Annotated in this window: 12 protein-coding genes; 7 read left to right on the forward strand and 5 right to left on the reverse strand. The window is 63.0% G+C overall.

Annotation, left to right across the window (positions count from 1 at the left end; all coding sequences use genetic code 11):
- Positions 1-177 precede the first annotated feature (177 nt).
- A complete protein-coding gene (locus QTL95_RS12570; protein ID WP_289720286.1) occupies positions 178-624 on the forward strand; it encodes an RrF2 family transcriptional regulator in 447 nt (148 codons plus the stop codon).
- A 15-nt stretch (positions 625-639) separates the two neighbouring features.
- On the opposite strand, the gene QTL95_RS12575 is transcribed toward QTL95_RS12570, so the two are convergent.
- Positions 640-2,001: a chloride channel protein gene (locus QTL95_RS12575; protein ID WP_289720287.1), complete on the reverse strand. Its 1,362-nt coding sequence runs from the start codon at positions 1,999-2,001 to the stop codon at positions 640-642.
- A gap of 158 nt (positions 2,002-2,159) precedes the next feature.
- On the opposite strand from QTL95_RS12575, the gene QTL95_RS12580 reads away from it, so the two are divergent.
- Entirely contained in the window at positions 2,160-2,375 is a 216-nt protein-coding gene (locus tag QTL95_RS12580) for a ribbon-helix-helix protein, CopG family (protein WP_289720288.1), read from the forward strand.
- On the forward strand, positions 2,369-2,734 hold the full coding sequence (locus tag QTL95_RS12585; RefSeq protein WP_289720289.1) for a type II toxin-antitoxin system VapC family toxin: 366 nt from the start codon (positions 2,369-2,371) through the stop codon (positions 2,732-2,734). Before QTL95_RS12580 ends, QTL95_RS12585 begins: the two co-directional genes overlap by 7 nt.
- Before the next feature lie 3 nt (positions 2,735-2,737).
- On the opposite strand, the gene betA is transcribed toward QTL95_RS12585, so the two are convergent.
- The 3 genes from betA to betI form a co-directional block, all read right to left on the reverse strand.
- A complete protein-coding gene (gene betA, locus QTL95_RS12590; RefSeq protein WP_289720290.1) occupies positions 2,738-4,390 on the reverse strand; it encodes a choline dehydrogenase in 1,653 nt (550 codons plus the stop codon).
- 175 nt (positions 4,391-4,565) lie between these two features.
- Entirely contained in the window at positions 4,566-6,029 is a 1,464-nt protein-coding gene (gene betB, locus QTL95_RS12595; protein ID WP_289720367.1) for a betaine-aldehyde dehydrogenase, read from the reverse strand.
- Between the two features lie 10 nt (positions 6,030-6,039).
- Positions 6,040-6,633: a transcriptional regulator BetI gene (gene betI, locus QTL95_RS12600; protein ID WP_289720291.1), complete on the reverse strand. Its 594-nt coding sequence runs from the start codon at positions 6,631-6,633 to the stop codon at positions 6,040-6,042.
- Between the two features lie 140 nt (positions 6,634-6,773).
- Here betI and QTL95_RS12605 point away from each other — a divergent pair, with 140 nt between their 5' ends.
- From QTL95_RS12605 to QTL95_RS12620, 4 genes are all read left to right on the forward strand, one after another.
- A complete protein-coding gene (locus QTL95_RS12605) occupies positions 6,774-7,322 on the forward strand; it encodes an HdeD family acid-resistance protein (RefSeq protein ID WP_289720368.1) in 549 nt (182 codons plus the stop codon).
- A 188-nt stretch (positions 7,323-7,510) separates the two neighbouring features.
- Positions 7,511-7,753, forward strand: a complete 243-nt coding sequence (locus QTL95_RS12610; protein WP_037180729.1) for a ribbon-helix-helix domain-containing protein — start codon at positions 7,511-7,513, stop codon at positions 7,751-7,753.
- Positions 7,754-7,894: 141 nt separating this feature from the next.
- Positions 7,895-9,700 (forward strand): GGDEF domain-containing protein, encoded by a 1,806-nt coding sequence (locus QTL95_RS12615; protein ID WP_289720292.1) that lies wholly within the window; start codon positions 7,895-7,897, stop codon positions 9,698-9,700.
- Positions 9,701-9,778: 78 nt separating this feature from the next.
- The gene (locus QTL95_RS12620) at positions 9,779-10,774 is read left to right on the forward strand and encodes an NAD(P)H-quinone oxidoreductase (protein ID WP_289720293.1); all 996 of its coding nucleotides are present in this window, start codon (positions 9,779-9,781) and stop codon (positions 10,772-10,774) included.
- Positions 10,775-10,777: 3 nt separating this feature from the next.
- Here the strand turns inward: QTL95_RS12620 and QTL95_RS12625 are convergent, their stop codons facing one another.
- Positions 10,778-12,223, reverse strand: coding sequence for an MFS transporter (locus QTL95_RS12625; RefSeq protein ID WP_289720294.1), 1,446 nt, complete (start codon positions 12,221-12,223; stop codon positions 10,778-10,780).
- Positions 12,224-12,254: the final 31 nt, after the last annotated feature.

Here is a 12,254-nt window from a genome sequence, read left to right on the forward strand (position 1 = left end):
TGGACACAGGTTCGCCGGAGGGTTCAGCAAAAACCGGAAACGAGCGAAACACCTTGCGGTGCAAGGCATTTGCCGCCCTGTTCAAGTTCGGTTCATGCGGCGCATGTCATGAAGGGTGAAACAAGGATTCGGGTGGAATGCGCTTGCGTTCCGTCATGTGTGTGTCGACGGTCGAAAATGATTACGCAAAAAGCAAAATACGCGCTGAGAGCGCTGACGGTTCTGGCCGACGCCGACGCCGGCGAACCGGTGATGATCTCCGACATCGCGGCGCAGCAGAAGATCCCGAAGAAGTTCCTCGAGCAAATCCTTCTCGACCTCAAGCACCAGGGAATCGTTGCCAGCCGCCGCGGCAAGCAGGGCGGCTACCTGCTTCTGAAGCCGGCCGACATGATTACCTTCGGCGAAGTGCTGCGCATCATCGACGGCCCGATCGCCCCGCTTCCCTGCCTGTCGATTACCGCCTACCGCAAGTGCGATGATTGCGACGGTGAGCAGAACTGCGAGATCCGCCACGTCTTCGCCAAGGTCGCCGACGCCACTCGCAAGGTGCTGTTCTCGACGACGATCGCCGACGCCGTTGCGCCGGCGCGCGGTGCCGAGGTCACGAGGCTGCTGGCTTGAGGGCCGGCAGGTAACTTATTGGGCCGGCTCTTCCTGATGTGACGCCTTCTCCGCCGCGCGGCGCGCCCGGATCGCGGCTGCGATGAACACGCGCGACAGGCCGTGATAGAGTGGCTCGCGCGACAGGAAGCGAGATGTCACGTAGCCGATCATCGACACCGCCATGATCGGGATCACGGCCTCATGGTCACCGGTCATCTCCAGGATAATCACGAAAGCCGTCATCGGCGCCTGCACGACGCCCGCGAAATAGCCGGCCATGCCGAGGATCGCGGCAAGCGCGATGCTGCTGCCGATCAGCGAGCCGACCGTGCTGCCGAAACCGGCGCCGACGGCGAGCGACGGCGCGAAGATGCCTCCGGGAATTCCCGATATCATCGACAGGAAGCTCGCGAACAGTTTCTCCACGAAGAAGAACAAGGGCAACGGATGCCCTTCGACGGCACCGCGCGCCTGCTCGTAACCCGTGCCGAACGTGTTGCCACCGGAGGCGATGCCGATGACGGCAATCGCAAGGCCGCAGCCGCCTGCAAGGCACAGCATGCGTTTCAAGGGTTGCGGCTGGGCCCAGCGACGCACGCGCTGGCCGACATGGAGTGCAAGGCCGCTGAAGCCGGCGCCGAGCGCCCCGCCGCCGACGCCGCAGATGAGCACGAGGCTCCAGTCGGTCAGATGCATCGGCGCGACGGAGGTGGAACCGAAATAGTTGTAGCTGCCCGACAGCCCGAGTGCTGCTAGGCCGGATAGGATTACCGCCGTCAACACCAGCCCGTTCGACCGGGACTCATAGGTGCGGCTCATCTCCTCGATCGCGAAGACGATGCCGGCGAGCGGGGTGTTGAATGCGGCGGCGATGCCGGCGGCCGAGCCCGCCAGGATCAGGCCGCGCGCTTGCGCCATGCCGCCGAAGCGGGCGACGGCGAGCATGATCGATGCTCCGACCTGCACCGTCGGCCCTTCGCGGCCGATCGATGCGCCGGAGAAGAGCCCGAGCACGGTGAGCAGGATCTTGCCGCCGGCGATCCTGAGCGACAGGAGCCGCGTGCGGTCGGCCTCCTCATGCAGGTGACGCGCCGCGATCGCCTGCGTAATGCCGCTCCCCTGCGAATTCGGAAACAGCTTAGCCGCCAGATAGGCGGACAGCACGAAACCGACCGGCGTGATGACCAGCGGTAAGAGAAACGACCAGCGCCCTGACGTCGTCACCGCCGCGAATGCCTTCTGAGCCATGTCGGCAAGCTCCGCGAAGGCGACGCTGATCAACCCGATCGCCAGCGCTCCGCACCAGAAAACCAGCCGCGGACGCCAGAGTGAGAACGAGCCCCGAAACACGCGCGAGCGGCGGATGAGCTTGGATTTGCGGTAGAGAGGGGGCATGTCGGTCACTTGGGATGGGGATGGGATAAGGGGGCACCGGTCTTATCTGCCCCGTGGCCGATGTTTGCAAGTCCTGCTGAATATGCGGGTGAGGTTGTCATTTATCGATATATGATATACATAGATGATATCTATGAGATGTGGTTTAAGAGTATCCAATGAGAATCCTTGTCGACCTCGGTGAAGATGATCTTCGAGCTCTTGATGCGATCGCCGCAGCCAAGAACGTCTCCCGTGCCTCCCTCATTCGCAAGGCGGTCAGCGGGTTGCTTGAGCAAGACGCGCCACGTGATCGTAACGAGGCCTTTGGGCTATGGGGTAACCGGCAGGTCGATGGTCTTGCCTATCAGGAGGAGATCAGGGGCGAATGGTGAAGCCCCTGTTCGACACCAATATCCTCATCGATCACCTGAACGCCGTTCCTCAGGCTGCCGAAGAAATTGATCGCTACGACAGCGCGGCGATCAGTATTATCACCTGGATGGAGGTGTTGGCGGGTGCTCGTCACGACGTTGCCGACGCCACCCGACGTTTCCTGGCCGGTTTTCACGTGATCCCGCTCGAGACATCCATCGCGGAAAGAGCTGTCGAGATCAGGCAGAGATACCGCATCAAGCTCCCGGACGCGATAATCTGGGCGACCGCCGAGACGAATGCGATGCTGCTCGTCACCCGCAACAGCAAGGACTTTCCGGCAGACGCACCCGGGGTGCGGCTGCCTTATGTGATCTAACCCCTACCGGTCGCTCGCTTCCCAGCGCGGATTGATCCACGGCTCCTGATTGGAGCGTGGTAGCGGCTGCTTGCCGAGGATGTGATCGGCGGCCTTCTCGCCGGTCATGATCGACGGGCCGTTGAGGTTGCCGTAGGTCACGTGCGGGAAGATCGAACTGTCGGCGACGCGCAGGCCATCGACGCCGATGACCCGCGTTTCCGGATCGACCACCGCCATCGGGTCGTCCTTGGCGCCCATCTTGGCTGTGCCGCAGGGATGATAGGCGCTTTCCAGGTGCTCGCGCAGGAAGGCGTCGATCTGATCGTCGGTCTGTACGCTGTCGCCCGGCTGGATCTCGGCGCCGCGATACTGGTCGAAGGCCTGCTGGCCGAAGATCTCGCGGGTGAGCCGCACGCAGTGGCGGAACTTCTCCCAATCCTCGGGATGGCTCATGTAGTTGAAGCGGATGACAGGATCGGCCTTGGGGTCTGCCGACGCGAGCGTCACGTTGCCGCGCGATTTCGACAGGTTGTAACCCACATGCACCTGGAAGCCGTGGCTCTTTGCCGCCGCCTTGCCGTCATAGCTGATCGCCACCGGCAGGAAGTGATACTGGATATCCGGCTGCTTGACCCCGGGGGCCGAGCGCAGGAAGGCGCAGGCCTCGAACTGGTTGGAGGTGCCGAGACCGGACTTGGTGAACATCCACTGCGCGCCGGCGACCCCCTGCCAGAACCAGGGTAGCCAGGAATAGAGCGACACCGGCTTGGTCGAGACCTGCTGGAAATAGAATTCCATGTGGTCCTGCAGGTTGGCGCCGACGCCCGGCCGGTCCGCCTTCACCTCGATCCCCATCTCCTTCAGATGCTTAGCCGGACCTATGCCCGACAGCATCAGGAGCTTCGGCGAATTGAACGACGAGGCCGAGACGATCACCTCGCGGTTCGCCTTGACCACCTCGACCTTGCCGCCGCGCTCGATCTCGACGCCGACAGCCCGGCCGTTCTCGATCACCACCTTGCGGGCGAGACCGTAGACGAGGTCCACATTGGCCCGCTTCAGCGCCGGCTTCAGATAAGCCGATGCGGCCGACCAGCGCCGGCCCTGATAGATCGTCTGCTCCATCAACCCGAAGCCTTCCTGCTTCGAGCCGTTATAGTCGTCGGTGGCCTCGAAACCCGCCTGCTTGCCGGCCTCGATGAAGGCGTGGAAAAGCGGGTTGCGGAAGCCGCCGCGCTGCACGTGCAGCGGCCCGTCGGTCCCGCGCCAGCCCTCTTCGCCGCCGTGGCTGTGTTCCATCCGCTTGAAATAGGGGAGCACGTCGGCATAGGCCCAGCCATTGGCGCCAAGCGCCTCCCAGCGGTTGTAGTCCTCGGCGTGCCCGCGCACATAGACCATGCCGTTGATCGACGATGAGCCGCCGATCACCTTGCCGCGCGGCGCGGTGATGCGCCGGTTGTTGAGAGCAGGCTCGGGCTCTGAGAGATAGCCCCAATTGTAGCGCTTCATGCTCATCGGCCAGGCAAGAGCCGCCGGCATCTGGATAAACGGCCCGAAATCCGACCCGCCCGCCTCGATGACGATAACGCTGTTCTTGCCGTCTTCGGAGAGACGATAGGCAAGCGCCGAGCCCGCCGAGCCGGAACCGATGATGACGAAATCTGCCTGCTGCATGATGAGTTCCATAGCTCGTGGTGTCGTGTCTAAGACCCCGCCCCAACCCCTCCCCACAAGGGGGAGAGGCTTAACCCGCCGCGCTCTTCGGCCCGTTCCAGCGCTGAGCGGTTGCGGCAATCTAGCCCCTCCCCCTTGTGGGGAGGGGTTGGGGAGGGGTCTCTATTTTAAAGTCTCAGTAAGGCGCCTGCACCGGCCCCATGCCGACATAAACCGTCTTCAGCTCCGAATAATGCTCCAGCGCCGCCAGCGAGTTCTCGCGGCCGAAGCCGGATTGCTTGGAGCCGCCGAAGGGGATCTCGACGGGGCAGAGGTTGTAGGTGTTGATCCAGAGCGTCCCGGCCTGGAGTTGGTCGACGACGCGGTGGGCGCGGGTAAGGTCGGCGCTGAAGACGCCCGCGGAGAGGCCGAATTCTGTGGCGTTGGCGCGCTTTATCACCTCCGCCTCGTCGTCGAAATCGAGCACGCACATGACCGGTCCGAAGATCTCCTCGCGGGCGATGGTCATGCCGTCGGTCACGTCGGAAAACACGGTCGGCTGCACGTAATAGCCTTCACCCGAGACATTGTTCGGAATTCCGCCGCCGGTCAAAAGCGTCGCGCCCTCGGCCTTGCCCTGGTCGATATAGCCGAGCACCTTGTCGCGCTGCGCCTTCGAAACCATCGGACCGACCTGCGTCGCCTGATCCATGGGGTCGCCGATCACCATCGCCTCGGTGCGCGCCTTCAGCCGCTTCAGGAATTCGCCCTTGATGTCCTTCTGCACGAACACGCGTGTGCCGTTGGAGCAGACCTGGCCGGTCGAATAGAAATTGCCGAGCATGGCACCGCCGACCGCACTGTCGATATCGGCGTCCTCAAAGACGATCAGCGGTGATTTCCCGCCGAGCTCCATCGTCACATGCTTGAGATTGCCGGCCGCCGCCGCGGCCACCTTGCGACCTGTCGGGACCGAACCCGTCAGCGATACCTTGGCGACGTCGGGGTGGTTGACGAGCAGGGGCCCGGTGTCGCGGTCGCCCTGGATGACGTTGTAGAGCCCCTTGGGAAGGCCCGCCTCGATCAGGATTTCGGCGATCTTCAGGGCGCCGAGCGGCGTGTTTTCCGACGGCTTGAACACCATGGCGTTGCCGGCGGCCAGCGCCGGTGCTCCCTTCCAGCAGGCAATCTGCTGCGGATAGTTCCAGGCGCCGATGCCGACGCAGACGCCGAGCGGCACGCGCTTGGTGTAGGCGAAATCGCCGCCGAGCGGGATGTAGGAGCCGTTGAGGCCGGCCGCGATGACGCCGCCGAAGAACTCGAAGCTGTCGGCGCCCGAGGTCGGATCGGCGACGATCGTCTCCTGGATCGGCTTGCCGGTGTCGAGCGTTTCGAGTTCCGAGAGCTCGCGGTTGCGCACGCGCATGATGTCGGCGGCGCGCTTGAGGATACGGCCGCGCGCCGTCGGGCTCATCGCCGCCCATTCCGGCTGCGCGCGCTTGGCCGCGGCGATGGCCTTTTCGACGATCGCGGGTGTTGCCGCATGCAGGCGCGCGATCACCTCGCCGGTCGCCGGATAGAGGCTTTCGATCACGCTGCCGGCGGCATCCTCGACATATTCGCCGTCGATGAAATGCGAGGCTTTCGGCTGGGCTTTCAGGGTCACGGTGTCAGTCCTCTTTGGAATGCGGCGCCAGCGCCGAGCTGATGTAATCTTCGGTAAGCGATATCGAGGCCTCAATGCTCACGGGAACCGATCTCAGACTTTGCCTGATGTAGAGCCCGTCGATCATCGCGGCCGCGCCTTCGGCGATGCGTTCCGCGGCATCGGCGGGGCAAAGCCGTCTGAGGTCGGCAAGCAGGTTGGAGCGCAGCCGCCGCGCATAGATCACCAGGAAGCGGCGCGTCTCTTCCGAACGCTGCGCCTCGGCGTAAAAGGCAAGCCAGGCCGCGATCGTCTCCGGCGCGAACTGGTCGGCCTGGAAGTTGACACGGATGATCGCCGACAGCCGGGTGCGCGGCGTGTCGGCTCTTTTCAGCGCCTTCACGCTGTCGTCGCGCAGCTGCCTTAGAAGAAAGCGGATGGTCTCGATGAGAAGCCGGTCCTTGCTGCCGAAATAGTGGTGCGCCAGGGCAGGCGAGACGCCGGCGCGCCGGGCGATCTCCGACATGGTCACGGTCAGCGAGCCGCGATCGCCGATGACGCTCAGCGCCGCGTCGACAAGCGCCTTGCGACGCACAGGTTCCATTCCGACTTTCGGCATACGGGCAGCTCCGATGTTGGTTCATCATATTTTTGATTGACTGATCAATCAATAAAAATCTGTCATATGCTTCGCAGGCTATATTTCCTTTTACTTTTCAACTGTTGACTCATATCCTGACGGCAACCGGGAGGTGCATGATGACCGACGTTCCAAGAGAAATGTCCTTTTCGTCCCTGCAGTCCAAATGGGTCTGGTTTGTCGCCTTGGGCGTGCTGCTGCTGGTCTGCGGCGTCATCGCCGCCGCCAACGTTTTCATGGCCACCGTCGTATCGGTGTTTTACGTCGGCATGCTGATGCTGGCGGGCGGGGTGGTCTATCTCATCCACGCATTCCAGGTGCGCACCTGGAACCAGGTTCTCTTCTGGGCGCTGAGCGGCGTGCTGTACGTCCTGGCCGGCGTCTTTGCCTTCATGAACCCCATCCTGGCTTCGGCGGCGTTGACGCTATTCCTGTCGATCGCGCTGCTGATTGCCGGCATCTTCCGCCTCTGGGTGGGCATGCGCATGCGCCCGACGAAGGGCTGGGGCTGGGTCGTCGCCAGCGGTCTCATCACCGCGCTCGCGGGCTTCGTCATCGCGCTCGGCTGGCCCGTTAACAGCCTGTGGATCCTCGGTCTTTTCCTTGCCGTGGACCTGCTGATCCAGGGCTGGACGATGCTCGCGTTCGGCCTTGCATTGCGCAGCTAATTTGTCCTCGCAATTCACAGCCGCGTCTCACGCTTTGTTTCTTTTTTGACAAGAGCGTGAGTGAGGGCTAAAATTCGGCCCCATAAAAGGCAACCGAACAGCCGGCAACGAGGCCGGCACGCGTCGGAATAATCACCCGCCCCAACAGGACACATGTCTGTCCAAAGAGGTACAGGGAGGACTATCATATGCCGATGGTAACCGTTTCCATTTCTCCGCTGCAGGCCGCCGATATCCGTACGGCTGTCGATAATGGCGACTATGCGTCCAGCAGCGAAGTCGTGCGTGAAGCATTGCGGCTGTGGGATGCAGCCCGCAAGCTTGACGGCTACAACAGTGGAATGCTCGATCACGATGGCGCGCATCTTGGCGGCAAGTGCGTGGCCGACATGTTCGCCGACCACGAGGCCGAGCATCGCCGGTCCGCCTAAGGCCCGGCTCAACGAAAAGCGATCGGCCATGCCGGTCGCTTTTTAGCGAACTTTCACAAAAGTTTCATACTGGAGAAAGGCTTCATTGACCCTTCTCCCGCAAGGTCCTGCGGAAAAATAATAATCACAGTGGAGAATGGCATGTCCTTGGCTGCCACCGCCGAGCCCGCCCTCGTCCGTCGCTATGCCAGCGATCAGATCGTAACCCTTGCCAAACTCGTCGTCGAAAACGCTTTTCAGCCGATCGTTGAAACCAACACCGGCGTCGCCTTCGGCTATGAATCGCTGATGCGCGGGCAGGACCGCATCGGTTTCAATTCGCCGCTCGAAATTCTCGATGAGGCCCACAGACACGACCAGCTGCTACAGCTGGAGCAGATGGTGGCGAGCCGCGCGCTCGCGAAATTCGCGACGGTTCCCAATTTCGCCAATGCCACGCTGTTTCTCAACCTCGATGTCCGCCTGATCCCCTATGGCGAACGGATCGTCGAAAGCCTGCTGCATCATCTAAAGCTCGCCAGCATCCCGCCATCCTCGATCTGCTTCGAGTTCTCCGAGCGGTTCGACAATACCAGCGTGCCGGAATTCTCGGCGCTGGTCTCGCTGCTGCGTAAGGCCGGTTTCAAGCTGGCGATCGACGATTTCGGTGTCGGCCACGGCGAGATGAAACTGCTCTGCGATTATCCCGTCGATTACCTCAAGGTCGACCGCCACTTCATCGCCGATATCGACGGCAGTCCGCGCAAGCGGCATCTGTTGAAGAACATCGTGCACATCGCCCACGTTCTCGGCACCCGCGTCATCGCCGAGGGTATCGAGACGGAAGCGGAATTCGTCGCCTGTCGCGAATTTGGCGTCGATCTCGTACAGGGCTGGTTCATCTCACGGCCGACCACGCATGTCTCCGAACTGGTGCCGTCCTTTCCGCATCTGCAGGACCTCGGCAAGAGCAAACGCAACAACCAGTCGCTCGACGAAATCCTCATCCGCAAGCAGATCGAGGTGCTGCCCACCGTCTTCGAGAACGACACGATCGACAGCGTCTTCGAAGTCTTCCGCCGCAACCCGCAGCAGGCCTTCTTCCCGGTTCTCAACGCCAATGGCGAGCCGCGCGGCATCCTGCACGAGCGCCACCTGAAGGAATACATCTACCACCCCTTCGGCCGCGATCTCCTGAAGAACAAGGTCTACGAGCGCACCATCTCCAACTTCGTCGAGATGGCGCCGATCGTCGGCCTGGATTCCGATGCCGAGCAGCTGATGGCGATCTTCGCCAATATGGAAGGCAGCAACTGCCTGCTCCTGACCGAGAACATGCGCTACGCCGGCGTCGTGTCGGCCGCCTCGCTCATCAAGGTCATGAACGAGAAGAAGCTGAAGACCGCGCAGGACCAGAACCCGCTGACCGGCCTGCCGGGCAACCATGCCATCCGCGATTTCATGCGCGACGCCAGCCGCGACGGCGATGATGTCAGGCACTTCTGCTACTGTGACTTCGACAACTTCAAGCCGTTCAACGATGCCTACGGCTTCCATCTCGGCGACCACGCCATTTCGCTCTTCGCGGCGCTGATGCGCCGTTATTTCTTCGCCGAACGCCACTTCCTCGGCCATGTCGGCGGCGACGATTTCTTCATCGGCGTGCGCGGCTGGAACAAGGAAGAACTGACGGAGATCCTCGACCGCCTGATCGGCGATTTCCATGAGGATGTGCTGCATCTCTATTCCGATGCCGACCGTGCGGCAGGCCGCATTCGCGGCCACGACCGCGCCGGCGTCGAAGCGCTCTTCCCGCTCATGCGCTGCTCGATCGGCGTGCTGGAATTGCCCGAGGGGCTCGTCATCGACGATATCAGCCGCGTCAGCGCCGCCATCGCGCAGATCAAGGCGGAAGCCAAGGAGAGCGACGAGGGGCTTGTCTTCCATCTTCTGGGCGAGGCGAATTGACGCTCCGGCGCTTCCGGCCTTCTCAAGCCCCGAAAGCTGAACTATCTCCTCTCAGATAGGAACCGAGGAGATCCGTTCATGCCCTTGCCCACGCACATGCGTTTCGTCGATCTGCCACGCTTGGGCGCGCCCGAGGTCATGACGATCGCGACCGGGCCGCTGCCGGTGCCGGGCGAGGGGCAGATCCTTGTCCGCACCGAGGCTATCGGCGTCAACCGGCCCGACGTGGCCCAGCGCCAGGGCAGCTATCCGCCGCCGAAGGACGCCAGCCCGATCCTCGGCCTCGAACTGGCCGGCGAGGTCGCGGCCATCGGCCCCGGCGTTACCGGCTATTCGATCGGTGACAAGGTCTGCGGTCTCGCCAATGGCGGCGCCTATGCCGAATATGGCCTGCTGCCCGCGGGCCAGGCCTTGCCCTATCCCAAGGGCTTCGATGCGGTGAAGGCCGCGGCCCTGCCGGAAAACTATTTTACCGTCTGGGCCAACCTCTTCCAGATGGCCGGCCTTACAGAGGGGGAAACCGTGCTCATCCACGGCGGCTCCAGCGGCATCGGCACGACGGCCATCCAGCTTGCCCGCGCCTTCGGCGCCGAGGTCTTCACGACCGCCGGTTCCACCGAGAAATGCGAAGCCTGCGTCAAGCTTGGGGCCAAGCGCGCCATCAACTACAAGACCGAGGATTTCGCCGAGATCGTCAAGGCGGAGACCGGGGAGGGTGTCGATATCATCCTGGACATGATCGGCGCCGCTTATTTCGAAAAGAACCTCGCCTCGCTCGCGAGGGATGGCTGCCTCTCCATCATCGCCTTTCTCGGCGGTGCGGTGGCCGAAAAGGTCAACCTGGCGCCGATCATGGTCAAGCGCCTGACCGTCACCGGCTCGACGCTGCGTCCGCGCACCGGGGAGGAGAAGCGCGCCATTCGCGACGATCTCCTCTCGCACGTCTGGCCGCTGTTAGACGAGGGCAAGGTTGCCCCTGTCATCCATCAGACCTTCGCCTTCGAAGATGTCGTCGCCGCCCATCGCCTGATGGAGACGAGCAACCACATCGGCAAGATCATGCTGCGTCTCTGACGATCAGGCTGCCGCCGGCTCTTGCGTCTTGTTGCCGGCGGTCTGGATCGACAGCGAGATCAGGATCGTCACGATCCCCGGCAACGCCATCAGCACGAATAGCCAGTGTGCGGCCGATATTCCGCCGGCGATGCCATCAGGCGCAAGCAGGCCGGTGCTGTTGACGATGACGCCCGCGAAAGCCGCGCCGAATGCGCTGCCGAGCGACTGAACGGTGGTGATTGCCGCCGAAGCCTTGTCCTGCTCCGAGGTGGCGACGATGCGAAGCACCTTGGTCACCAGATGTGCCCAGCCGAGCCCGACTCCGAACCCCATCAGAAACATGAATATGACGGCGGGCGCGAGCAGCACGAGGCTGCCGGCCTGGTTGTCCCGCGCCAGAAAGATCGCCAGCGCCGCGACCGCAATCGTTTCGACCACGCAGCCGGCGACGATCGCGCGGCCGGCGCGCCTGCCCGAAAGCGAGGCGCTGAGGAACGCGGCTGCCGTCCAGCCGAGCGCCACGAGCGCTGTGAGATAGCCCGATTCCAGGGGGCTGACACCGTGCAGCGACTGCAGGAAATAGGGAATGTAGATGTCGCTGGTCAGCACCAGCATCAGCAGGAACATCGTCAGATAGACCCGGGCGATCGGCATGCCAAAGGTGACGGCGCCTGATGGCAGCAGGCGGTTTTCACTCCGTCGTTCGATCCCGAGCATGGCAAGCACGGCGACAAGCGATGCCGCGACCAGCAGCGCCTTCGACTGCGTGGCCTCGATCGTGCCGGCGATGCTGACCAGAAGCACGGCAGCGAGCAACAGCCCGATCTGCGTGATCGGCGTGCGGCCGGGAGCCCGGTCGTCATGCGCGGAGGGAAGAAGCAGGGGTGCCAGTACGGCCATGAGTACACTAACCGGAACAATCAGCATGAAGGCATGTCGCCAGGCGCTTCCATCGGAGAACAGGCCGCCGAGGCTCGGGCCGAGCAGCGTCGCCACGCCCCAGATCGCGGCGTAGAGCGTCGAAGCCTTGCGCCACAGATGCTCGGGATAGGCAAAGCGGATGAAGGCATAGGCAAGCCCGCCCAAAGCGCCAGCCCCGAACCCCTGCACGGCGCGTCCGGCCAGAATGACCGGCATGGAGGGCGCCAGCGCGCAGATCAGGCTGCCGGCGGCAAACATCAGCGCGCCGGCCACGTAAACCGTGCGCAGGCCGATCCCGCGCGGTCGCATGGCGACGAAGATGGAGCCGAGCACAGCGGAAGCGACGAAAAGCGTCGTCACCCAGGAGAGCAGTTCCAGCCCGCCGATATCGCGCACGATCGATGGCGCGATGGTCGCCATGATGTAGGCTTCGACCGCATAGAGCGTCACGCCGCCGCCGAGCATCAGCGTGGCGGCCAGAACCGGCCTGGAAAAGAGATGAAAGACGGAGGAGCGCTCCGTCGCGACGTCATCGATGCTGCTCATGCGGAATGCCTTGAATGTTTCCTGGAGAGTC

The sequence above is a fragment of the Rhizobium sp. S152 genome, from assembly GCF_030380735.1.
Lineage (GTDB): Bacteria > Pseudomonadota > Alphaproteobacteria > Rhizobiales > Rhizobiaceae > Rhizobium.